The organism is Paenibacillus sp. FSL R7-0312 (assembly GCF_038004445.1).
In the GTDB taxonomy this organism is placed as follows: domain Bacteria; phylum Bacillota; class Bacilli; order Paenibacillales; family Paenibacillaceae; genus Paenibacillus_AQ.
In genome coordinates this window covers 7022226-7046190 of sequence record NZ_JBBORE010000001.1, presented here as the reverse complement: position 1 = coordinate 7046190, position 23965 = coordinate 7022226, and the positions used below count along the sequence as shown (strand labels likewise).

The following is a 23965-nucleotide window of genomic DNA, read 5'->3' as shown; positions in this document are numbered from 1 at the left end:
TTGAGCGCAGCAACAGCCAGCCGCCGGGCGGATTTCCGGAAGCTGGCTGTTTATGTTGCAGGTTTATTGTTCTTCTTAAATATGCTGGCAATCAGCGTCCATTGTAATTCCGCACAAGTTCATCCATCACGCGGCTGGTACGGATAGCGGTATTGCCGGTGCTGAGAGCGGTGCCGCATCCCAGAAGCTCATCTACAATGGACTGGATCAGCGGCTGCTGGATATGGGGCGGGTGGGCAATGAATTCAGGGTACTCCCCATCTTCGGTCCTGAGAATAACCGGCTGCTCCGCAAAGGTGGAGAAGGTGATACTGCCACGGCTGCCGATGATTTCAGTAACGTCTTCGTTAGTAAAGGCATTAAAGCACCAGATGCCCGTCCCATGAACGCCTGTCTCAAAGCGGTATCTACCGGATACGGTATCCTCAGGTTTGTAGGGGCTTCCAAAGTTGGACGCATGTCCGTTGACATCTTCAATCGGGCCAAGCAGGAAATCGAGCAGATCCAGCGTATGGCTGCCCACATCCAGCAATAACCCGCCGCCGGAAATTTCCGGGTCCACCCGCCAATTCTCCTCACTTACCGCTGCGAGCGGCTTAGTCATATGCAGGGTGCGCACAAACCTGGGTTCGCCGATCGCTCCCGTGTCCAGCCACTCCTTAACCTTGCGAAAGCGCGGAAGCCCTCTGCGGTAATAAGCGACGTACAGCGGAACCCCCGCCTGTCCGCAGGCAGCAATCATGGCTTCGCATTCTGCCGTATTAAGACCCATAGGCTTCTCCACATAGACTGGCTTTCCGGCCTGCGCTGCCGCTAAGGTGTACTCCATATGGGTGGACGGCGGTGTAGCGATATACACGGCATCCACGCCGGGGTCGGCTATCAGACCGGCTGCCCCGTCGTACCAGCGGGGTACCCCATGCCGCCGCGCATAGTCGGCTGCAAGTTCTCCGCTGCGCCTCATAACGGCCGCGAGCTGCGATCCTCTGGCCTTTTGCAAGGCCGGACCGCTCTTAACCTCGGTTACATCCCCGCAGCCGATAATGCCCCAGTGAATGATTTTGTCCAATTCAGTATCCTCCTCGGGTTCTAGTCCTGCTTACAACATTCTCTTCATTATATCAACGATTTCCGCTGAATTGTTGTATGAGAGACAGCATTTTTCGCGCCTCCAAGCGGCCTAACGGGAGAACTCTTGCAGTTTCTGCAACAATCTATACGAAATAATGCCCGTTTTCCAGATCGGCGACCAGTCGGGGTTGAACCGGTTGCCAGCCCAGAAGCTCCCTTGTTGCCAGGCTTGCCTGCGCAGTGTTGTACAAGCTTGTGATGTCGATTGCCGCGATGGCACCAAGGAAGCCGAAGTGGGCGGCGGCGGCTTCAGCTGTTATGCTGACCTCCAGCACACTCAATTGCCGCCCGATGACCTCTGCGATCTCGCGGAGCGGAATGCCTTCATCGCCAGCGCCGAGCAGCCGTGAGCCTGCCGGGGCAGACTCCAGCGCCAGGCGGTACAGCACCGCTGCATCCAGGCGATGAACTGCTGGCCAACGGTTGCTTCCGTCACCGATGTAGGCGGCGAAGCCCTTCGCCCGGGCGATATTAATCATCATCGGCACAAAACGCAAGAGATGATGAAGAGCTGGCAGGCGGGCTCATCAGGTGTGTTTTTTTAATCAGGCGAGAGTGAGACGCGCGGCGGTACTTACTGTTACGTATCTCCTCTCGCTTTTCTATTTTGAAAGGCGGCCGGGAAGTTTTTTGCTCTGAGATTTTTGGGAAAGACGGGCACGCGTTCACGGATCGCCGCTTCCGGCTCTTTGCCTCTGTTCCAATAGTTTGTTTCGGATCGTATTGGAAAGAATGGGGGGAGGAGGGATTGCGCTATGCATGCTTATATGGATATTCTGGTCCGCACGATAATTTCCGTCATCCTACTTCTGTTTATCCCTAAGCTGCTGGGCAAGCAGATGATATCGAACATGACCGCACATAACTTCGTCACCAGCATTATGCTGGGGTCGATAGCCGCCAATCTGGCGTTTAACGAGAGCCTGAAATCGGTCTATTTGATTTTGGCACTGGTCGTTGTTGCCGCCTTGTCGTTTCTGCTGTCGCTGATCGCGCTGAAGAGCCATAAGTGGAGGGCTTGGATTTCCGGTTCACCCACGGTACTGATTGAGGGAGGAAAGATATTGGAGGGCAACATGCGCAAGCTGAAATATACGCTGGATTCACTCGCTCAGTCGCTGCGGGAGAAGGATATTTTCAATATAGAAGAGGTGGATTATGCCATTCTTGAAGATAACGGAAGGTTGTCCGTACTGAAAAAGGAGGCATATCAGGGAGTACAGAAGAAGGATATGAAACTGCCGTCTCACCCGCAAGCCTTCCCGGTAGAATTAATTATGGATGGCATTGTGATGGAGGATAACCTGAAGAATTACGGACTTACGACACAATGGCTGGAGAACGAGCTAAGACGTAAAGGAAAATGTATCTCCGACGTGTTCTATGCAGTGAGAGGAACGCAGCAGCAACTCATTTTCGATTTCTATAAGGATGATATCCGCCATCCGCTGGATAAAGAGTGACACTCAATCTAACTCATTGTTATGGTCGAGACGACAGGATTTAACAATCCGCATTATACGCCTATTATATAGGTCGATTTCATTAACGGGTACCGTTCGATTTAAGGACGGTACCGTTTCTGTGTATAGAAACCGTTTCAGTTCAAAAAAGAAAATTGGTATGGTGGATTGTCCGAAAATTGGTAGTATATAAATAAAATGTATATAAGGTATAATATTCCATGTACCGCTGCAATGCGGTGAAGTGAAATGCTCCGAAGGAGGATTAAGATGAATCAAGTCCATACCGGGAAAGAAGAAAGCAGCAGAGCGTTTAAAGTGGAATTTTCGGAGGACGTTTTTGAGATAGCCCCTGATTTACATGTCGGGTTGATCGCGACCTCTCATATTGCAAACTTAGACAGGGATTCTGAAGTGAACGCGCTGCTTGCTCATATGGAACAGGAAATCATGAACTCAGGATTGCAAAAAGAATCAATAAGTGAAATTCCGACCATTGCAGCCTGGCGAAAGGTCTATAGTCAATTTGGTGTCAAGCCCGCAAGGTATCCTTGCGCTGCAGAATCGCTCATAAGACGTGTAGTTGAACAGGGGGCATTGGCCCGAATCCATACGCTCGTGAATTTATGCAATGCGATCTCTTTGAAATGCCGCACACCGATAGCTTCCTGCGATATCTCTGATATACAAGAATTCGTTATCAGAAGAGCTGCGGGGAATGAACCGTTCTTGCCGATTGGGAAAGTGGATGAGTGCGAGCTTCCTTCAGCCGGTGAGATTATTTATGCAGATGATGCCGGGAGAGCACACTCCCGGCGCTGGAACTGGAGACAGAGCGATCATATTAAGACAACCGCCGAATCCTCACAAATGCTGTTTACGATTGAAGCGGTCCATAAAGAAGCTAGAGTACTTGTAGAGGCCACTACGTTTCTTTTAAATGAATTGCTGCAGCCATTTACCGGAGCAGGGAGATCGGAATGGGCGTTTATTCATAAGGATTCTCCTGTGCATACCTTTCAATTACATACCGGGGAGGTTTTTGCGGATCGTGACAGAGCCCATGAGGCAAGTGAAGAAAGGTATTATTGACTCCATTCCCATTGTTATCGGGTATATCCCGGCATGCATCACCTTCGGCCTGGTCGGCAAAGCCCTTTCCTTAAGCGACCTGGAGGTCTTCCTTCTATCCGCTGTGGTCTACGCCGGAGCAAGCCAGTTTATCGCAGCCAAGCTGCTCGCAGCGGGAACCGCTGCCCCTATTATTTTGCTGCTCACGTTCGTCATCAATTTAAGATACTTTTTCATCAGCATGTCATTCTCTTCCAGAATGAACCGGAATACACGCCCCTTCTACAAAGGATTTGTTGGATTCGGGCTGACAGAAGAGGTGTATGCGGTCAGTATGATGTCCGACAAAAACCGCAGAGAAGCAGGGAATCATTCCCTTCCTTATCTGCTGGGGCTGGAGGTCCCGCCCTATGCCGTCACTCTAATCGCAACGTATGCAGGGATTATGCTAGCAGACTATATTCCCGCCAATATTTTGCCGGCGCTGAATACTTCCCTGTACGCTTTGCTTATTGCACTAGTAATACCCCAGATCCGGCTCAGCAAAAGAAACCTGGCGATCTGTATTTCAGCCGCTGCTTCCTCCTGGTTGCTGCAGCCCTTGTTAGGAACAGCTACTGTAGTGGCTGCGATGATCATAGGAGCATGTGTCGGCGGAATATTTCCTTCCAAAGAAGAAAAGGTCAGGAGTGAAGTCATGTGACAATCATTGTGATCCTGGGAATGGGCATGCTTACCTTCTTATTCCGCATTGCGCCGCTGCTGCTTGTGCGTAAGGCAGAGATGGAGGAGCGAAAGAACTGGTTTCTGGAGAATCTTCCTCTGGCTGTACTCAGCGCGTTAATTATTCCCGGTATATTTCAGGTGGATCAAGAGGCGCCGATGGTCGGGATTGCAGCGGGTGTGGTTGCTATTGTTCTTGTACTCGCTAAAAAGGTGCCATTGTTTGGTGTCATCATTGCTTCTGTCGCTGTTGCTGTTTTGGTTGAAATTCTATAATCCATTAAGAATGGGAGGAAAATGCGCCTATGGATATTAAGCCGGTAGAACTGCTAGCGATATGCGGATCAACCCGCATTGGTGGGAATACAGACCAGATCCTGCAGTATAGCAATGAAATAGCTATCCACAGAGGAGCAAATCTCTCAGTACTTAATTTAAGAGAGTATAATATCTCACCTTCCGGGACCTGCGGGGATTGTAACTACCGGGAGAAGGCCTGCGGGCTGACGGACGACATGCTGTACATTGTACAGATGATGCAGAAGGCCGAAGGGATCATTTATGCAGTTCCTGTTCATGGTTTTGGCATGGGGCATCTGATGCAAATGTTTATTGAACGCTCAGGGGTATGCTATCTCCGGTTTGAGCGGCCCCTTACGAACAAGGTCGGGGGAGCTATCATTACAGGCCGGCGCTACAATCACCAGCATGTTCATTCTCAGATTGTGAACAATATTCTGCTGAATCGCATGATCCTGGTAGGGAGCGGTTTCCCCGCCCTTCTGCATGCCGGACAAGCAAGCGAGGTATTCAGTGATTTAGAGGGGCTGGATTCTGTGCGGAGAATGATCAACCGGATGATTGATATGATCTCAGCTATGAAGCATTATTCGCAGATTACGAATCATTCCTTTTTGCAGTGTGAGGAAGAGAATGAGCGGAGAATATGCGAGAACGAGCTTCGTCGTCTGCAAGCACCGCTAGTGTAAAAGATTCACCCATCATTGGTTTTCATATACTAAAAAATAAAAAGTGGAGGTTGATGGCTGTGACGAATAAGGAACTGGAGGCTCTCGGAGGGATTGATTTTCCTAACATGGAATGGACAAGCTGGGAAAAGCCAGGTGCTAACGGGCGTGTGAAAATCAGTTATATCGGCAATAAGCGGCTTCGGTTGCTGGAGCTTCCTCCGGGATTCAATGAAGAGCATTGGTGCCTGAAAGGGCATGTGGGTTATGTGCTGCAGGGAGAATTCACAATACATTATGAGGACAGAAAGGTATCCTGCAGTCCCGGAATGGGTTTTGTAATTCCTGATGGGGATCCGCATCGGTCACAGGGGATGGAAGGTAACCCGACTCTGGTGTTTGTTCTTGATGAAATGGACTAATACAGATGGGGAGTGTGAAGAATCTTGCATCCGATTCAAGTAGACACTGAAGTGTATGATATTCCGTTTCACGATTCCTTTGAGACCTATTTATCCTTACGGGAACAGCTGGGGGAGCAAAACACCTACTTTCTGGAAACCTTATCGGGGTCTTCCAAGAGTGCCCAGAGTACTTTTATAGGGTTCAAACCGCTTTTTACGATTACAGCGTTCTCAACAGAAATACAACTGACAGGACTAGAGTCCATTATGGAGCGGGTAAGCCAGGGAGGGCTGAAGGCAGGGCTGCTTGTCTCACGGGATGGGGTTTTGCATTTGCGGGACCGCAAGGGCTTGTGGGATTTCCTGCGGTTCGTTCAGTCCCAGTTCACCGTTTCTGTCCCGGACCAGGGCGAAGCCTTCTATTTCGGATTTTTTGGATACTTGGGCTATGATACGGCGTGGTCTGTTGAAAGTCTGCCGAGTCAGATTCCGAATGATGGAACGGTCCCGGATCTTGCCTTGTCCATTTACCAAGGGTTAATTGAATATAGTCTGGTTGACAAGACAGTCAGGCTGATTCTTAACCAATCTGCTGAGGGCTGGGATGACCTGTCCAAGGCGGAGATTGGCCGTATGCTCCACAAGGGTGAATTGCAGGTAAACCGGACGTTAGCAGATGCTGTAGAGCCGTTATCCGTGGAATATACGATAGACCGTCAGGTGTATCAGAATAATGTGAAGAAAGCTCTCTCATATATTTCGGCCGGAGATATCTATCAAGTCCAGCTAGGCAATCAAATTAATATTAATAGTCTTATGACTCCAGTTGACGTTTATCGGAGACTACGGGTGCGTAATCCATCGCCATATATGTATTTGGCCACTTTTGGAAGGATGACGCTGATCGGCGCCAGTCCAGAGCTGTATATTAAAATCCAGGGTGGGAACATCACAATGAGGCCTATTGCGGGTACTTGCCCCAAGGGTTCCACTCCAGAGGAGAATGAGAGACTCATACAAGCTCTGAAGCGGGATGAAAAGGAAGTAGCGGAGCACATTATGCTGGTAGATTTATGCCGTAATGATATTGGCCGGGTCTGTGAAACAGGGACTCTGGAGGTAGACGAACTGATGGTGATCGAGAAGTACTCACATTTGAACCATCTGGTATCAAGTGTAGGAGGAACGCAGAAGGCCTCAAAGGACATGTATGACATTATTGCGGCTACTTTTCCGGCAGGCACAATGACTGGAGCCCCCAAGATTCGGGCCATGGAAATCATTGAAGAGCTTGAAACCACGCGCCGCGGGGCATATGCGGGGGCTATGGGATTCATTGATTTCAACGGATATGTAAATATGGCACTGTGCATTCGGACAGCGGTTCATCGGAAGCCTGATTCGTATTCCATCCGCGCCTCTGCGGGAGTGGTGGCTGATTCTGTGCCGGAGAAGGAATGGAGTGAAACTTTTCATAAAATGGGTGCATTATTCTGGGCGGTCACAGGCAGGGAGGTACTGCATGAGAGCATTAGTCGTTGACGCATATGATAGCTTTGTATATATTATTTGCCAATATCTGATGAAAGCCGGAGTAGAGCTTGAAGTGGTGCGTAACGATCAGTTAAGTTCGGGTCTTGTGGAGCTGATGGCTCCAGATTTTGTAGTTCTGGGTCCAGGTCCGGGCCATCCGGCTGATGCGCGGTATATCGAGCTGATCCGGCAATATGGAGCCTGTCTTCCGATCCTTGGCGTATGTCTGGGCCACCAGGCGATTGGACTTGCTTTTGGCGGCAAAGTGATAGGGGCGAAACATCTGATGCATGGCAAAACCAGTGAGATTATCCACGATGGTAAAGGCTGTTTTACAGAACTCCATAATCCGTTCCGGGCTACGCGTTATCATTCCCTGATCGTGAGCCGGGAGGGGCTGCCGGATTGTCTGGAAGTCACTGCAGAATCTGCGGATGATGGATATATTATGGGGGTACGGCATAGGGAATTTCCAATCGAATCTATTCAATTTCATCCTGAAAGTGTATGCACTGAAAGCGGATATCAAATATTTCATAATTTCATTTCGACCTATGTATCATACTCATATGAATCTCAAATTATCTAGGGAGGATTTGTAATGTTGAATGAGAACCTTGCGCTTCATCGTCAAGAGATTGATATCATCGACCGGCAGATTGTGGCTTTGCTCGCTGAAAGAACCCGGGTCGTTAAGAAAATTATGGTCTTGAAGACGGATGAAGAGTCTGTCCGTTCCTGTGACCGGGTTCAGCAGGTACTAGATAAGGTAGCCAGGCTGGCAGAGGATGCAGGTCTTGAACCACAGATCGCTACGGCTACTTACAAGACTTTAATTACGGTTCTGACGGATATGCAGCTTGAATATCTGCACAGCCGTGAGCAGTCAGACGAGCCAGCGGTGTGAGCACCGCGGTTCATGATCTGAAGTCGGCCCTTGTATACTTGGAAGAACATGGTGAAGGAGTCCAGCGGTATACGGTGCCTGTGGACGCTAAATATGAGTTAGCCGCTCTATATGCAGCCCAGGGAGGCGGGGTTCCTGTCTCTTCACCAACCGGCCCGGGAGTACCGATGTTATTCGAACATGTGATGCCTGTGAACAAGACGGTGCTGGCGGGAATCTTTGGAACCCGGAAACGGTGTGCAATGCTTCTCGCGGCGCAAGAACAATATATAGCGGACTTCCTGCTGGATGCCGCACAGCATCCAATTGAGCCCGTAAAATGCGAGAAGCCGCCCTGTCAGGAAGTGATCCATCAGGATGTTGACCTCACCCGGCTGCCAATCCCCACCATGAGTATGAAGGATGCGGGACCCTATATTACACTCGGGTTAGTAATCGCTAAGCATCCTGTCACTGGTGACAGTAATATTTCCATTCATAGGCTATGGGTGAAAAGCAACAACGAGCTGACAATCTGGATGGTCCCGGGCCGCCACTTGGAGGGCTTCTACCTGGCAGCACAAGAAATGGGCGTGCCGCTTCCGATCTCCATCAATATCGGTCTGGACCCTGCTATATACATTGCCTCCTGCTGCACGGGTGCTGTAGCGCCCGAGGGGTTCAATGAGCTGGCTATTGCAGGCGGATTACGGGGACAGCCAGTCAAGGTTTCCTCCTGTTTATCTGTTGCCGCAGACTGCTTGTCCGAAGCGGAGTATGTACTGGAAGGTGCAATCACCCATGAGTATGCTCCTGAAGGAGAGCCTGGGGGCCATTCCATGCCGGAGTTTCTGGGATATGACGGCCAGGCGCATCCCCATTTGCCTGTTGTGAAGATTTCGGGAATCACATCCTCAGCTCATCCCATATTTCAAACCGTGATTGGTCCAGGGTACGAGCAATCCAATCTTTTAGCGGTGGGGATGGAAGCCGGAGTCCTCCAGTATGTACGCAATCAAGTGACCTCCCGGATTACCAATGCTTATTGCAGCTCTGCCGGGGGAGGCCAACTGCTGTTATTTGCTCAATTTCATAAAATGAATGACGAGGACGATCTCGCTGTCAGGCGCGCGGGAACGATGATTCTTCGGTCTTTTCGTATGATCAAACAGGTGATCCTGGTTGATGAGGATGTGAACCTGTTCAGTGAAGAGGAGGTGTGGTGGGCCATGACGACCCGTTTTCAGGCGGATGTGGACATTATTACCTTCCCGGGACTTGAAGGCTTCCATCTGGACCCGTCGCAAATGCCAGGCATGTCCCCACAGATTACGAAGCCTGGCATGACCACAAAAGTCGTGTTTGATTGCACAGTACCGTATAGAATGAGAGACTCGTTTATAAGAACTTCTTTTGGCACACCTAAAAATATATAGGGGGTTACTCTATGAGTATTATTAAGGTAACTGCGGATGGTATATTTGGCGAAGAAGATCAGGAGCAGTTTGGCGGAAGCTATGTTCCGGAAGAGCTAAAGGCGGCGCTTAATAAACTGGACGAAGCTTTTCAGCGTTATAAGGACGACGAAGAGTTCGAGCGGGAGTTCCAGTACTACCTGAATGAATATGTGGGCAGGCCAAGTCTGTTGTATTATGCGCAGCGGCTGACGGATAAATTGGGCGGGGCCAAAATTTACCTCAAGCGTGAAGATTTAAATCATACCGGAGCGCATAAGATCAATAATACTATCGGCCAGATTCTGCTTGCCCACCGGATGAAGGCCAAAAGAATTATTGCAGAGACTGGCGCAGGGCAACATGGTGTAGCGACTGCTACCGTATGTGCCTTGTTTAATATCCCTTGCACCATTTATATGGGTGAGGTGGATATTGAACGACAGGCTCTCAATGTATTCCGTATGCAGATGCTGGGAGCAGAGGTTGTGGCTGCGAAGTCCGGTAACAGAACACTGAAGGAAGCCGTGGATGAAGCGCTGAATGATTTCGCACAGAACTATGAAGATACCTACTATCTCATCGGCTCTGTTGTTGGACCGCATCCGTTTCCGCTGATGGTCCGTCATTTTCAGGCTATCATTGGAAGAGAGGCCAAACAGCAGATTCTGCAGAAGGAAGGGCGCCTTCCTGATCTGATCACTGCTTGTGTAGGCGGGGGATCCAATGCGATTGGGCTGTTTCATCCCTTCGTGGATGATCCTGGTGTCACGATAGTGGGCGTAGAGCCTGCAGGAAAAGGGATCGAGACCGGAATCCATGCGGCTCCGCTTAGTACAGGCAAGCCGGACATTATTCACGGGTTCAGATGCTACGTGATGAACGATGCCGAGAACTGCCATTCCATTGCAGCCGGGTTGGATTACCCTGGTGTGGGCCCGGAACATAGCTATTACAAGCAGATTAAGCGTGCGGAATATGTCTCGGTTACCGATGAAGAAGCGTTGAATGCCTTCTTGACCCTATCTAAGACGGAAGGAATTATCCCGGCCCTGGAAAGCTCCCACGCTGTCGCCTATGCGATGAAGGTTGCAGGAGCCATGAGCAGGGATGAAATTATTGTGGTTAGTCTTTCTGGCCGCGGGGACAAGGATGTTGCTCAAGTCTATGAAATGCTCCAGGATCGCCCGGCACTGCAAGAAGTATAGGAAGAGCTATATACAGCAAGCCTTCGGTGTTTCAAAACCCGGAGGCTTAAATCCATTTATAGAGAAAGATCGCATAGGGGATAGAGGGGGATATACTTGGGATCTGAATTGTTAATTACAATAGATAAGACTTTGGATACATCCTTATCCAGACAGGTGTTTGAGCAAATCTTGCAGGCAATCAACAGCGGGTGCTTGCGAGCCGGAGACCAGCTTCCCGCCACGCGATTGTTGTCAGAGCAGATTCTGGTTTCCCGCAGTGTCATTCTTCAATCCTATGAGCAGCTACGGGCGGAAGGTTATCTGGAGATGAGGAGAGGAGCGGGAACGTTTGTTGCCGTCAACGCAGCGGGCGCAGATACAGACCCCGGCAGTATGACGGGCAATTATTGCGCTGTGTCGACCAAAGCACCGAAATTCGTATCGGCTCTTCCCTCACCGTCAACGGTTCCTTATGATTTCCGTCATGGTGTGCCAGCTTGGGATATGTTTCCGATGGACCGGTGGCAGCGTGCCTTGACGGAGGTCTGCCGGAGGGCCACGCCTGATATGCTTACATACGGACCGGCAGAAGGCACCCTGGCACTTCGGGAGGAGATTGCCAGGCTAGTTCGTTCTACCCGCTCCATTCCGGCGCTTCCGGAGCAAATTGTGATTACGACAGGGGCTACGCAAGCTCTGGATATTCTCGCCAGGCTTTGCCTGAGTAAAGGAGATCAGGTGCTGGTTGAAGACCCAACCCATAACGTGCTCAGGGAAATATTCAGCTACTCAGGGGGTGAAGTGATTCCCGTACGGGTTGATCAGGAAGGAATATGTGTTCAGGAGATGGATGAATGTCTAGCGCTTCACAGTAAAAGACAGTCAACAACCCCCAAGCTGATCTATGTAACCCCTTCGCATCAGTTTCCGGTGGGGGTGACGATGTCATTTAACCGGAGAATTCAGCTTCTGGAGTGGGCAAGAAGGTCTGGAGCACTCATTATTGAAGACGATTATGACAGTGAATACCGGTATGTAGGGCAGAAGGTATCTGCACTCGCAGGGCTGGATAACTCTGGACGGGTCGTATATGTGGGAAGCTTCAGCAAAATTCTGTTTCCTGCACTGCGGATTGGCTATACCATTCTTCCACCTTCCTTGATAAAGCCCTTTCTGGCAATCAAATGGATTACGGATCGGATGACCCCTACGCTGGAGCAGGAAGCGCTTGCGGATTTCATCCAGTCAGGACAATATGCCAAGCATGTAAGCCGAATGGGGAAATTATATGCTACCCGCCGCTCCTGTCTGGTAAATGCGCTGCAACATGAGTTTGGCAGCCGGGTCAAGGTTTTCGGAGACGAAGCTGGATTACATCTGCTCATTGAGCTGGATACAATGGTGAATGAGCAGTGGATTGCCGCGAAGGCTCTAGGGCTTGGAGTGAAGATATATCCGGCATCCGATTACTTTCTTGAGCATATGCCTCAGAAGCCTACATTTATTCTGGGATATTCGAATTTATCCGAGAATCAGATCAGAATGGGCATCAAGAAGGTGGCACTTGCCGAGAAAGAATGCCGGGAAGGACCCTGATATTCGTGCAAAAAACCCCTTGACAATCAAGGGGGCTGGCAGATTAGTTATGGTCGAGACGACAGGATTCGAACCTGCGGCCTCTTACTCCCGAAGCAAGCGCTCTACCAAGCTGAGCTACGTCTCGACGTACTGAACAAATTGAATTATACGCCTGTATGTAAGCGCTGTAAATATTCTTTTTGGCACAGCTTACCGGCCCCGCTCAGGCAATTTTCCTGCCCGAGATTGACAGATATCAGGCCGCTGGCTATACTTGAAATGTTAAAATGTAAATCGGATAAAACGTTGATGAAAACAAGTACGCCGGAGAATGGCTCCATCAGAGAACAGGTTCCTTTGCGGATTCCCCGCAATTGGCTGTGAGAACCTTGAAGGCAGGCCGGCAGAAAGCTAGTTTCGGAGTGCGGGGATAATCCCGCCGGGGGGCACCCGTTAACAGCCGCACAAGGCGATCGTCTGCAATAGTCCGTGTTCTCACGGAACAAGACGATAACCAGGGTGGTACCGCGATAATCATCGTCCCTGAATCTAATTCAGGGGCGTTTTTTGTTTTTGATTTTTCGGGTAACTTTTTGGGGCAACAATGAGTTTTCCGGCCAAAGTGCCGCATTAAATGATGAGACGGGAGCTGTACATGATGAAAGCAAGTGAAATCCGTTCCAAATGGCTGCAGTTTTTTGAGAGTAAAGGTCACCGCATTGAGCCGAGCGCCTCGCTCGTGCCCCACAACGATCCATCGCTGCTATGGATTAACGCAGGCATGGCGCCGCTGAAGGCTTACTTCGACGGCCGGGAGATTCCTGAGAATCCCCGCCTGACCAACTCACAGAAATGTATCCGTACCAATGATATTGAGAACGTAGGCAAGACGCGCCGTCACCACACGTTCTTCGAGATGCTGGGTAACTTCTCCATCGGCGATTACTTCAAGGAAGAAGCGATTACCTGGGCTTGGGAATTCCTTACCGGCAAGGAATGGATCGGCTTTGATGGCGACCGGATTTCCGTTACCGTGTATGCAGAGGACGAAGAAGCGTTCAAGCTGTGGAATGAAAAAGTCGGTCTGCCTGCAGAACGCATCATCAAGCTGGGCGACGAGAACTTCTGGGACATCGGTGAAGGACCTTGCGGCCCTTGCTCGGAGATCTTCTATGACCGCGGCGAGGCTTACGGCAGTGATATGAGTGATCCTGAGATGTATCCGGGCGGCGAGAATGAACGCTGGCTGGAAGTGTGGAACCTCGTGTTCTCGCAGTTCAATCATAACAAGGACGGCAGCTACACACCGCTTCCTAACAAGAATATTGATACCGGCGCAGGTCTGGAGCGCTTCGCTTCTATTCTGCAGGATGTGGACTCCAACTTCGACACCGACCTGTTCCAGCCGATTATCCAGAAGACTGCCGGTCTTGCCGGTGTAACCTACAAGGATAATGTTGAACAGGATATTGCGCTCAAAGTCATTGCCGACCATGTGCGTACCGTTACTTTTGCGGTAGGTGACGGCGTGCTTCCTTCCAATGAAGGACGCGGCTACATCATCCGCCGTCTGCTCCGCCGTGCAGTCCGTTACGGCAAGACACTTGGACTTGATCGTCCGTTCCTGCACGAGCTGACGGAGACGGTTGGCGAAGTTATGGGTGTATACTATCCTTCCGTAGTGGAGAACCGTGAATATATTGCCAAAATCATCCGCCTGGAAGAAGAACGGTTCCACGAAACATTGTCCGATGGTCTTGCTATCTTGGGCGAGATCAGTGCCAAAGCAAAGGCTGACGGCCTAAGTGCTATTGCAGGTGCTGATGCGTTCAAGCTCTATGACACTTACGGATTCCCGTTCGACCTGACAGAGGACTTCGCTTCCGAGCAGGGGCTTACGGTAGACCGTGAAGGCTTCGATACTGCGATGCAGGAGCAGCGTGACCGCGCCAGAGCAGCCCGCCAGGACAGCGCCAGCATGAAGATCCAGGGCGGAGCACTTGCCGAGCTGACGGTTAAAAGTGAATTTGTTGGATATAATGACACGGTAACCGAGTCTAAAGTGCTGGCGATTGTAGTTGACGGCGCACTTGCTGATGTCGTCAGTGAAGGCGCCCAGTGCCAGGTTATCCTTGAAACGACTCCATTCTACGCTGAAAGCGGCGGTCAGGTGAGCGATACCGGACTTTTGACCGGCGGCTCTGTGACTGCCAAGGTTACCGGACTCTTCAAAGCTCCGCATGGCCAGCATGTGCATCTGGTTACTGTCGAAGCCGGGGACCTGAAGGTTGGAGATACAGTCCGTGCGGAAGTGAACCGTGCCGAGCGTGAGGATATCGTGAAGAACCATACGGCAACCCACCTGCTGCATAAAGCGCTGAAGGAAGTGCTTGGCGGCCATGTCAACCAGGCAGGTTCTTTAGTAGAAGGCTCACGCCTGCGCTTTGACTTCTCGCATTTCGGAGCCATCACTCCGGAGGAGCTCAGCGATATCGAACAACGCGTGAACGCCCAGATCTGGCGCGGCCTCGATGTTGTCATTGAGAACAAGCCGATTGATGAAGCCAAAGCTATGGGAGCGATGGCCCTCTTCGGTGAGAAATACGGCAATATCGTCCGTGTCGTGCAGGTCGGCGACTACAGCCTGGAGCTGTGCGGCGGATGCCACGTAGCCAATACATCGCAGATCGGAATCTTCAAGCTGCTCAGCGAGAGCGGCATTGGTTCCGGTGTGCGCCGGATCGAAGCGGTGACCGGCCGCTACGCCTACCAGTTCACGGAGAGCCAGCTGGATCTGCTGAAGCAATCGGCAGCACTGCTGAAGTCCTCGCTGACGGATGTGCCTAAGCGGATCGAAGCCCTGCATGCCCAGGTTCGTGAGCTGGGCCGCGAGAACGAATCGCTGCAGTCCAAGCTGAGCGCAACCTTTGCAGCTGAGCTGACCAGCAGTGTGATTACAGTAGGCGGTGGCACGCAGCTGTTGGCAGTATCCGTGCAAGCCGGCAATATTGATGCTCTGCGCTCGACTGCAGACGAACTGAAATCCAAGCTTCCGGATGCCGTACTGGTGCTCGGCGCAGTAATGGATGACAAGGTGAATTTTGTGGTTGCTGTGCCGCAGGACCTGGTGAAGAAAGGCTTCCACGCCGGCAAGCTGGTCAAAGAAATCGCTGCGGTCTGCGGCGGTGGCGGCGGCGGACGTCCGGACATGGCACAGGCTGGCGGCAAGGATGCCTCCAAGCTGGGCGAAGCCCTGAAGAAGGCCGAAGAGCTTGTAGCTGCATTGGCTTAACGGATTGCCTGAAATAGCTGAGAAATTCCCCGGATAAAGATACAGCGGTACTGAGGGCAACATATCAGTACCGCTGCTTTATTCACAAAATGTATAATTTTTGGGGTTATTCATTATTGACCCGGGGCTTGCAATAGCTTAAAACCCAAAAAAACATCTATTTTTGTAGATAAAATACCAAAAAAAGCGCTTTTACAGTGGCAGGATTTCCTCGTTGGGCCATGAATATGTTATGATGAAGGCAGCAAGTAAGCTGTACAGCAGCAACTTTGCGAAGCCGCCCGAATCGGGGTGATTTTGCAGAAGGAAGGTGTCACAAATGGACTCCATGGACAAAACGGTCAAATTCAATGTGAAGGGCGACGAAAAGGAAGCTTCTCCCCAGGAAATTTTACTCGCCGTGTACGACGCGCTGGTGGAGAAGGAATATCATCCGATCAACCAGATCGTAGGGTATCTACTTTCCGGAGATCCGGCTTACATTCCGCGCCACAACAATGCGAGAAGTTTGGTCCGGAGAAAAGAACGTGATGAGCTGATTGAGGAACTGGTCCGGTTCTATCTGGCCAATCATCGGGTGGACCAGCCGAAATGATGAAGAAGCTGGGACTGGATTACGGCGACCGCAGAATCGGTGTCGCCACAAGCGATATTTTCGGGTGGACAGCGCAGGCTTTGGAGACTATTGAGCGGCGCGGAAACGGCAACGAATTCGACCGTATCCGTGAACTGGTCAAGGAGTACGAAATCGGTGAGATTGTCGTTGGGCTGCCGAAGAATATGAACGGCTCAGTAGGACCCCGTGGTGAAATTTGCATCGAATTCGCAGACCAGCTGCGGGAGCAACTTGATTTACCCGTACACCTTTGGGATGAGCGTCTGACGACGGTATCTGCTGAGCGGGTGCTGATTGAAGGGGACGTCAGTCGGAAGAAACGCAAGGGGATTGTGGACAAAATGGCCGCAGCCCTGATATTGCAAAATTTTTTGGATGCTAACAGTAAAAGGTGAGGGGTGTGCGGATATGACAAACGAGCAGATCGGCCAAGAAGAAGAACCGGAAATTATCTATATTCCTGATGAGGAAGGTAATGAAGAGGAATTTGAGGTCATCATGAAGTTTGAAGTCGACGGATCGGATGCGAAGTATATGATGGTGGTTCCACTTGATTCTGAGGATGAAGAGACTGATGAAGTCTATGCGTTCCGTTACGAAGAAGACGGCGACGACTTGCAGCTGTTCATGATTGAGAATGACGAGGAATGGGCGATTGTAGAAGAAACCTTCAATACTTTGGTAGACGAGCTGGATGGAGGAGCGGAGAATGACTGATTTTTCCGCTGATCAAGCGGTATGGACTTCGAAGCTTAAAGAGGTATACGGAGAAACAGTAGAACTGGAAGATGAGCAGGGCAAGTCTTCCGTTTACGATATTATTGCTGAATTTGCTGTCGGTGATCGTGCTTATGCTGTTTTGGCCGGTTCTGGAAGAGCTGCGGAGCAGGAAATTCTGCGGATCGTGGTTTCTCCTGACGGGCTTCCTGAACTGGAGAGCATTATGGACGATGAAGAGTGGGAGGATGTTTCCGAGCTGTACGATGAGCTTACCTTCCCGGCTGAAGACACCGAATAATCCAATAGCATTAGCACGGAAGAGGGCGGATTTTTTTCCGCGCTCTTTTTGCTTGGAATGCAGGAAAATAAAAATATGTTGAATTTAAAACAATACAATTTTATACTTTATAGTCGGAAAGTGAGGCGTAACATTTGAAAGCCGTGATCCGCACTGTGCTCATTATAATCCTTGTCCTTGCAGCTGCTGCAGGGGGAGGAGCATGGTATATCTGGAATGGAATGCAGCCGGTAGAGCCCGCAGGGCCGGCCGTGACGGTTACAATAGAGAAGGGTATGGGAAGCTCACAAATTGCTGACCTGCTGGAAGAGAAGGGAATCATCAAGAACGGATTGTTTTTTAAAGGGTATCTAAAATGGGTCCAGGAAGGCTCCAGCTTCAAGGCAGGAAATTATAACGTGAGCCCGGGGGACTCTTATGATACCTTGATCAGCCGGATGAATGCAGGGGATGTCGTGAAGGAAGATACCGTTGTATTCACGATACCCGAAGGGTACACTGCGACTCAGGTTGCAGATAAGCTGGCTGAAGCGTGGAATCAGAAGGCAGAGGTGTTCCTGCAGTTGATTGATTCAGGTGCGGGCCTTGAGGCAGTAGGAACTTTAGGAATCCCGGAGAATAAGGAGCTGCGGCACCGTCTTGAAGGGTATCTGTTCCCGGAAACCTATGAGCTGGCCAAGGACAGTACTCCGCAGGAGGTCATTGAAGCCATGCTGGAGCAGCTGGTGAAGAAGCTGGACACGATCCCTGAGTGGAAGGCGAAGCTGGCGAACCGTGGGCTTACCTTGCATGAGCTGATGACGGTTGCTTCGCTCGTAGAGCGTGAGGTGGTAGTGAACGAGGAACGACCGCTGGTCGCCGGTATCATTTATAACAGACTGGACAAGGGCCAGAAGCTGGAGATTGATGCTACGGTCCAATATTTACTGGACAAGCAGAAGGAACGGCTCTACGAGAAGGACCTGAAGGTGGACAGCCCTTATAATACGTACAAGCAGGAAGGATTGCCGCCTGGACCGATCAGTAGCCCGGGGCTTGCTTCTATTGAAGCCGCAATGACTCCTGAGGTATCGGAATATTTCTTCTATGTCACCAAGAAGGATGGCTCTCAGGCGCATTTATTCGCCAAGACCTACAAGGAACATTTAGCCAATATCGAAAAAAGCAAACAAAATCAGTAGGAAAAGCGCTACAATAGTATTGATGCAATAGGCACAGGAGGTAACACAATGAATAACAAACCGGAGCTGCTGGCGACAGCAGCCTCGCTGGAAGAAGCGGCAGCTTTGCTTGCGGCAGGCGCAACTGCGCTGCTGATCGGGGATGACCGTTTCGGCATGCGGCTCGCCGGGCATTTCTCGCTGGAAGATACTTCAGCGGCTGTAAAGCTTGCACATGATACAGGCGGTAAGGTGTACGTAAGCATAAACGGGCTGATCTCCAATAAAATGCTGGAAGAACTGCCTGCTTACATCAAAGCCATCGGCGAATTGGGTGTAGACGGGGTCGAATTCGGAGACCCTGCTGTCCTGGCAGCTGTGAAGGCGGAAGCGCCAGGGCTGAAGCTGCACTGGAATGCAGAAATGACCTCTACCAATTACGCCACAGCCAATTATTGGGGCAGTAAGGGAGCTTCGCGGGTCGTTCTGGCACGTGAGCTGAATATGGACGAAATGACCGAAATGGTGCCTCATCTGCAAGTAGAGGCCCAGGTCCAGGTACATGGCATGACGAATATTTATCATTCCAAGCGTAAGCTGGTAGCCAGTTACATGTCTCATCAGGGACGTCCGGGTGATGGTGGCAGTCTTGGCAAGGAGCGCGGGCTTTTCCTGATAGAAGCAGAACGGCCGAATGAGAAATTCCCGATATATGAGGATGAGAACGGAACACATATTATGAGCTCGGACGATATTTGTATCCTTGAGGATCTGCATTTCCTGCTGAAGGCTGGCGTGCACAGCCTGAAGATTGAAGGGCTGCTGAAGCCGGTAGCTTATAACGTTGCCGTAGTTAAGGCTTACCGCCATGCTATTGACTTGTATGCTGCCGATCCCGCCGGATATGCTTACGATGAGGCCTGGATGGATGAGATCCGGGCGCTGCAGGACCCTGAGCGTGAACTGTCGTTCGGCTTCTTCTACAAAGAACAGGTATATTAAAATATATAAAAAGCATTGTCTCAGCTTTTGCAATGGATTGTCTAGGCTACATTATAGTGTAAGCAGCGGAGGGGAAGTTTGAACTGGAGGAGCGTCAGCGTTCGCCTTTGTCGGCGGATTTCACCGCTAAGCGGTATAAATCAAGAAATCTGCAGACAACAGCGACCGGAAGTCCAAACATTCCCCGCAGTTGCGCCTTCACACCAAATGCCGGCCGTTCAATCTTGCAGTAGCTGCGACAATTAGGAGGGAGAACAGGAATGGGAACCATGACCAAGCCCCAATTCAAGGGGAAACGTTATCGTCTGGACAAACCGGAGCTCCTGGCTCCGGCAGGAAACTTAGAGAAATTGAAATTCGCCGTGCATTATGGCGCGGATGCAGTATATATCGGAGGACAGAAATACGGCTTGCGCTCGGGAGCAGATAACTTTACCTTTGAGGAAATGCGCGAGGGTGTTGAATTTGCCAAGAAGTATGGCGCCAAAGTATTCGTAGCGACGAATATCTATGCTCACAATGAAGACATCGCCGGGATTGAAGAATACCTGCGTAACTTATATGAGGCCGGGATTGCGGCCATTATTGTAGCCGATCCGGTAATTGTAGACACCGCGCTCCGCCTTGTACCTGGCCTTGAGGTACATCTTAGTACCCAGCAGTCCACGCTCAACTGGCAGGCAGTATCTTTCTGGAAGCAGGAAGGACTGCCGCGGGTCGTGCTTGGCCGGGAGACCAGCTTAGAGGAGATTGCCGAGATCAAGCAGCATGTGGACATCGAGATCGAGAGCTTCATCCACGGTGCGATGTGCTCCTCGTACTCCGGACGTTGTGTGTTGTCCAATCACTTTACAGACCGCGATTCCAACCGCGGGGGTTGCTGCCAGTCCTGCCGCTGGAAATACGACCTGTTCGAGGATGGCCGTCCGGAAGGAACCTGGGTATCGGAAGAGGACCAGGCAGTGGCGCCTCAGGCATTGCAGCCTGGCGTAACCCAGCTGCCGCTGCATCAGCCGGAGGATAATCCGTTCTCGATGGGTTCGAAGGATTTGTGCATGCTGGAGAGTATTCCTGACCTGATCGAAGCCGGGATTGACAGCTTCAAGATCGAAGGCCGAATGAAGTCGATCCATTATGTGGCAACGGTGGTTAATGCGTACCGCAAAGCGATTGATGCTTATATGGCTGACCCCGAGGGTTATGTGCTGAAGCCAGAATGGCTGGAGGAGCTGCAGAAGGCTGCTAACCGTCCGCTCAATACAGGTTTCTTCTACGATACGCCGGATCATGAGGATCATATTTATGAGCCGGAGGAAAAAGCGGCACCTTATGATTTCGCCGGCCTGGTGCTGGAATATGATGCGGAGAGCGGCATGGCACTTGTCCAGCAGCGCAATAACTTCAAACCGGGCCAGGAAGTGGAATTCTTCGGACCGGATGACACCTTCTTCAAGCAGACCGTCGGCGAGCTGTGGGACGAGGCGGGGAATCCGCTGGATGTTGCCCGTCACCCGCTGCAGCGGGTGCGCATGAAGGTCGACCAGCCTGTAGCTTACTTTGACATGATGCGTAAAAGAAAATAAAGTTATAAGAAAGATTTAAAGGGATGTCCTTCTTCTAGAAGGGCGTCCTTTTTTTGCGTAAATCCCTTGGAATCCGCCGGAAAGCGGGCTGGATCTGAAGAAAGATGAATGTGGAATGAACTTTCCGGCGGCTCCCCGGAGCAGGATACCTCTTACTGAAGCGGACTGAGAATCCGCCATTTTGCCAAAAGCCTGCCTAATCTGGATGAATCGGACTAAATCCTTTATCTTGTTCTTCTAAGCTTCAAATGAGCTGATTCAGAACAATTAACGGAATCTCAGTCCGGTTGTCGCGAGATTTTGCCTGATTTGGCCGAATAGCGGAATCTCAGTCCTCCTCACAAGCCGATGTGTCCATGAAGCGTCTGCCAAGTTCCGGCTGGAAATAATGCAGCATGGGAGCTTCATACACTCCGGTTTGATTCACCCGTAGGGGGTTTAGTTCTAGACCAAAATACTAATGCAGTTCGACAAAAACATAGAAATTTTAAAGCAATTTCTATAAAATACTAAGAAAAATGAGCCTTTGTGCCGATATATACCACAGGTAACGCTTACATACGACGTCTAATCTAATTGGCAGGTGATTGTAATGGGGGCTCCAAATCCGGAGAGCGACAGAGACAAACCGAAAGAGAGAAGGATTAAAGTGGGAAAGAACAGTAAAAAGCCTAAGGTTGTACAAAAGGCTGAGACAGGCCAAACAGGTGATACCCAGACAACAAGTAAAGCGGCAGTTCAAAAACTAACTTTAAAGAACGTCCTGAATGGTTCAGTACGCCAGGTAAAGAGAGTTAACCCGCTGAGATCAGTTGGTGTTAAGCTTTTCCTGATATTCTTATCTTCAATTGTGATTGTTGTGCTGTTCCTGGGGATTCTGTCTTACAACAAAGCCAAGAATACCATTAAGGATAATGTTTCCGAAGCCAACCGGCAGACGATTATCCAAACTTCTGAGAAGCTTGATATTACCTTGAAGCAGTATGAAAATTTGGCACTTCAGCTGTATTTCGATACGCAAATGCAATCGAATCTGAATGAGCTTGCAACTGCTGCGAGCAGTTATGATAAATTTGTGGCTACAGATGCCATCAGCAAGAAGCTCTCCAGCCAGACTACAACAGATTCTAATATCGTAGCGATCTCACTGATTCCTGAGGACCCTGCGATGACGATAATATCGAGCGGGAGCTCCGGTCTTACCATGGACGGCTTAAGAGATCAGGAATGGTACAAGACTGCTGTCAAAAATTCAACCTCGTATGAGCCTTACTATACCTCGGAAGCGAAGTCCGCACAGAACTACTGGTTCCCGACTTCCGTTAAAGGCGATGGCGGTAAGAATATCGCTATGGTCAGATCGCTCAAGAACCTGGGCTCGAATGCAGGTTATGTTGTATTGCTTGAGCTTAAGAGCACTTTGCTTGAAGAAGCCTTCGAGAGCGTGAAGCTTGGGGACGGTTCGCGGATTCAGCTGGTATCACCGGAAGGAATGGTAGTTGCTTCTTCCGTACCGGCAGAGGACGGCAAGGTGTCAGAGCTTAACTTTATTATGGAGAGCAAGAAGAACAGCGAGAGTCAGGAAGCCAAGGATGCGAGCGGCAAACATGTACTGGCTGTGTACAACCCGATGGAGAAGGCAGACTGGAAGCTCGCCGGAGTTGTTCCTACCGGCCAGCTGGTTGAAGCTGCCACTCCGATTCTGTTCACAACATTTATAGCGGCTGGAGCTGCAGCTCTGCTTGCCATTCTGGTTGGCTTCTGGATGGTACAGATGATTGCCAAGCCGCTGGCACGTCTGAAGGATCTTATGGTTCAGGGGGCCAAGGGTGACCTTAGCGTCCGTACAGAGTATGTCTCGAAGGATGAGATCGGAGATCTGTCCGCTTCTTTCAATCTGATGATGGGGCGGATCACCGAACTGGTTGCCCAGACAACGGAAACTGCGCGAGAGGTGCTTGAAACAGCCAATGATCTGGGCGACGCTTCCCGCAAGACGGCGATTTCTGCCAAGGAGATTGCTGCTGCTACAGAAGAGATTGCTGGCGGGGCCGGAAGTCTGGCACAGGAGGCGGAACGCGGCAATGAACTGACGGATCTAATTGCTACGCAGATGCAAAGTGTGATTGCTGCTAATTCCGAGATGGATCAGGCCGCCCGCGGAGTAGGGGAAGCCAGCGGACACGGTGCCAGCCAGCTCGAAGCGCTGCTGGAACAGACGGGCCGCACCGGTGAGATGACAAGCGCACTGGTGGACCGGGTCAACAACCTGAAGGACACGGTATATTCCGTGATTAAGGTACTGGATGTAATGAAGAATATTACCCAGCAGACGAATATCCTGTCTCTAAATGCAACGATTGAAGCGGCAAGAGCGGGTGAAGCAGGCAGAGGGTTCATGGTGGTTGCCGGTGAAGTCCGGCAGCTCGCTGACCAATCCAAGCAGTCTATCGCCCTGGTTGCCGGCATTACAGACAAGATTATGGCTGAAATGGATGAGACAGTAGCAGTGCTGTCAGAAGTGGCCCCGCTGTTCAAGGAACAGATGAGTTCAGTCAAGAGTACCAGTGACATCTTCGTATCGGTGAAGGGACAAATGGAAGACTTCATTACCAGCCTCGAATCGGTCACCGGTGCCATCGACAGCCTGAATCATTCCCAAGGCGTGTTGTCCGATGCCATGAGCAATGTAAGTGCGGTTGCGCAGCAGTCTTCGGCCACCTCTGAAGAAGTTGCTTCCCTCAGCAATGAGCAGCAGAATGTTAGTGATCAGCTCGTATCGCTGTCCGGTAAGCTGCAGAGTGCATCGACACAGCTGGAGAGCAAGCTGTCCCTGTTTAAGATCTAAGCATTCGGCAACGTACAATAACAAATTGAATCGTTCCGGGCATAT

The 23965-nt window shown here is 50.6% G+C and carries 23 protein-coding genes and 1 tRNA gene; 21 read left to right on the top strand and 3 right to left on the bottom strand.

Annotation, left to right across the window (positions count from 1 at the left end; genetic code table 11):
* Positions 1–91: 91 nt before the first annotated feature.
* A complete protein-coding gene (locus MKX70_RS30540) occupies positions 92–1069 on the bottom strand; it encodes a Gfo/Idh/MocA family protein (protein WP_042233990.1) in 978 nt (325 codons plus the stop codon).
* A gap of 145 nt (positions 1070–1214) precedes the next feature.
* A complete protein-coding gene (locus tag MKX70_RS30535; RefSeq protein WP_231637805.1) occupies positions 1215–1520 on the bottom strand; it encodes a nucleoside-diphosphate sugar epimerase in 306 nt (101 codons plus the stop codon).
* Positions 1521–1886: 366 nt separating this feature from the next.
* Here MKX70_RS30535 and MKX70_RS30530 point away from each other — a divergent pair, with 366 nt between their 5' ends.
* The 12 genes from MKX70_RS30530 to pdxR all read left to right on the top strand — a co-directional run bounded on the left by MKX70_RS30530 (position 1887) and on the right by pdxR (position 12419).
* Positions 1887–2594, top strand: a complete 708-nt coding sequence (locus MKX70_RS30530) for a DUF421 domain-containing protein (protein ID WP_042233991.1) — start codon at positions 1887–1889, stop codon at positions 2592–2594.
* Between the two features lie 270 nt (positions 2595–2864).
* A complete protein-coding gene (locus tag MKX70_RS30525) occupies positions 2865–3686 on the top strand; it encodes a B3/B4 domain-containing protein (RefSeq protein WP_052416126.1) in 822 nt (273 codons plus the stop codon).
* A complete protein-coding gene (locus MKX70_RS30520) occupies positions 3646–4368 on the top strand; it encodes an AzlC family ABC transporter permease (protein ID WP_197073054.1) in 723 nt (240 codons plus the stop codon). Before MKX70_RS30525 ends, MKX70_RS30520 begins: the two co-directional genes overlap by 41 nt.
* Positions 4365–4664, top strand: a complete 300-nt coding sequence (locus MKX70_RS30515; protein ID WP_042233995.1) for an AzlD domain-containing protein — start codon at positions 4365–4367, stop codon at positions 4662–4664. The genes MKX70_RS30520 and MKX70_RS30515 overlap by 4 nt, the downstream gene beginning before the upstream one ends.
* A 29-nt stretch (positions 4665–4693) precedes the next feature.
* A complete protein-coding gene (locus MKX70_RS30510; RefSeq protein ID WP_042233998.1) occupies positions 4694–5377 on the top strand; it encodes a flavodoxin family protein in 684 nt (227 codons plus the stop codon).
* 59 nt (positions 5378–5436) lie between these two features.
* Complete coding sequence (locus MKX70_RS30505; RefSeq protein WP_042241927.1) at positions 5437–5778, top strand: AraC family ligand binding domain-containing protein; 342 nt, start codon at positions 5437–5439, stop codon at positions 5776–5778.
* A 24-nt stretch (positions 5779–5802) separates the two neighbouring features.
* A complete protein-coding gene (locus MKX70_RS30500) occupies positions 5803–7302 on the top strand; it encodes an anthranilate synthase component I family protein (RefSeq protein WP_052416128.1) in 1500 nt (499 codons plus the stop codon).
* Positions 7283–7882 (top strand): anthranilate synthase component II, encoded by a 600-nt coding sequence (locus MKX70_RS30495; RefSeq protein WP_042233999.1) that lies wholly within the window; start codon positions 7283–7285, stop codon positions 7880–7882. Before MKX70_RS30500 ends, MKX70_RS30495 begins: the two co-directional genes overlap by 20 nt.
* A 12-nt stretch (positions 7883–7894) precedes the next feature.
* Positions 7895–8200: a chorismate mutase gene (locus MKX70_RS30490; RefSeq protein ID WP_042234005.1), complete on the top strand. Its 306-nt coding sequence runs from the start codon at positions 7895–7897 to the stop codon at positions 8198–8200.
* Positions 8197–9615, top strand: coding sequence for a UbiD family decarboxylase (locus MKX70_RS30485; RefSeq protein WP_340841458.1), 1419 nt, complete (start codon positions 8197–8199; stop codon positions 9613–9615). Before MKX70_RS30490 ends, MKX70_RS30485 begins: the two co-directional genes overlap by 4 nt.
* Before the next feature lie 11 nt (positions 9616–9626).
* A complete protein-coding gene (gene trpB / locus MKX70_RS30480) occupies positions 9627–10841 on the top strand; it encodes a tryptophan synthase subunit beta (RefSeq protein WP_042234008.1) in 1215 nt (404 codons plus the stop codon).
* Between the two features lie 96 nt (positions 10842–10937).
* Complete coding sequence (pdxR, locus tag MKX70_RS30475) at positions 10938–12419, top strand: MocR-like pyridoxine biosynthesis transcription factor PdxR (protein WP_340789237.1); 1482 nt, start codon at positions 10938–10940, stop codon at positions 12417–12419.
* Positions 12420–12469: 50 nt separating this feature from the next.
* Here the strand turns inward: pdxR and MKX70_RS30470 are convergent.
* A tRNA-Pro gene (locus tag MKX70_RS30470) sits at positions 12470–12546 on the bottom strand.
* Positions 12547–13059: 513 nt separating this feature from the next.
* On the opposite strand from MKX70_RS30470, the gene alaS reads away from it, so the two are divergent.
* From alaS to MKX70_RS30425, 9 genes are all read left to right on the top strand, one after another.
* Positions 13060–15693 carry an alanine--tRNA ligase gene (gene alaS, locus MKX70_RS30465; RefSeq protein ID WP_042234012.1) on the top strand — a complete coding sequence of 878 codons (2634 nt, stop codon included), beginning with the start codon at positions 13060–13062 and terminating at the stop codon, positions 15691–15693.
* Between the two features lie 319 nt (positions 15694–16012).
* Entirely contained in the window at positions 16013–16288 is a 276-nt protein-coding gene (locus tag MKX70_RS30460) for an IreB family regulatory phosphoprotein (protein WP_036696603.1), read from the top strand.
* Entirely contained in the window at positions 16288–16704 is a 417-nt protein-coding gene (gene ruvX, locus MKX70_RS30455; RefSeq protein ID WP_042140895.1) for a Holliday junction resolvase RuvX, read from the top strand. Before MKX70_RS30460 ends, ruvX begins: the two co-directional genes overlap by 1 nt.
* A 13-nt stretch (positions 16705–16717) precedes the next feature.
* Positions 16718–17026, top strand: coding sequence for a DUF1292 domain-containing protein (locus MKX70_RS30450; protein ID WP_036696606.1), 309 nt, complete (start codon positions 16718–16720; stop codon positions 17024–17026).
* Positions 17019–17327 carry a DUF1292 domain-containing protein gene (locus MKX70_RS30445; protein ID WP_039295631.1) on the top strand — a complete coding sequence of 103 codons (309 nt, stop codon included), beginning with the start codon at positions 17019–17021 and terminating at the stop codon, positions 17325–17327. Before MKX70_RS30450 ends, MKX70_RS30445 begins: the two co-directional genes overlap by 8 nt.
* Positions 17328–17461: 134 nt before the next feature.
* Positions 17462–18508: an endolytic transglycosylase MltG gene (mltG, locus tag MKX70_RS30440; protein WP_197073055.1), complete on the top strand. Its 1047-nt coding sequence runs from the start codon at positions 17462–17464 to the stop codon at positions 18506–18508.
* A gap of 48 nt (positions 18509–18556) precedes the next feature.
* Positions 18557–19489 carry a peptidase U32 family protein gene (locus MKX70_RS30435; protein WP_340789234.1) on the top strand — a complete coding sequence of 311 codons (933 nt, stop codon included), beginning with the start codon at positions 18557–18559 and terminating at the stop codon, positions 19487–19489.
* 260 nt (positions 19490–19749) lie between these two features.
* The gene (locus MKX70_RS30430; RefSeq protein ID WP_042234016.1) at positions 19750–21072 is read left to right on the top strand and encodes a peptidase U32 family protein; all 1323 of its coding nucleotides are present in this window, start codon (positions 19750–19752) and stop codon (positions 21070–21072) included.
* Between the two features lie 649 nt (positions 21073–21721).
* Positions 21722–23920, top strand: coding sequence for a methyl-accepting chemotaxis protein (locus MKX70_RS30425; protein WP_231637806.1), 2199 nt, complete (start codon positions 21722–21724; stop codon positions 23918–23920).
* Positions 23921–23965 lie beyond the last annotated feature (45 nt).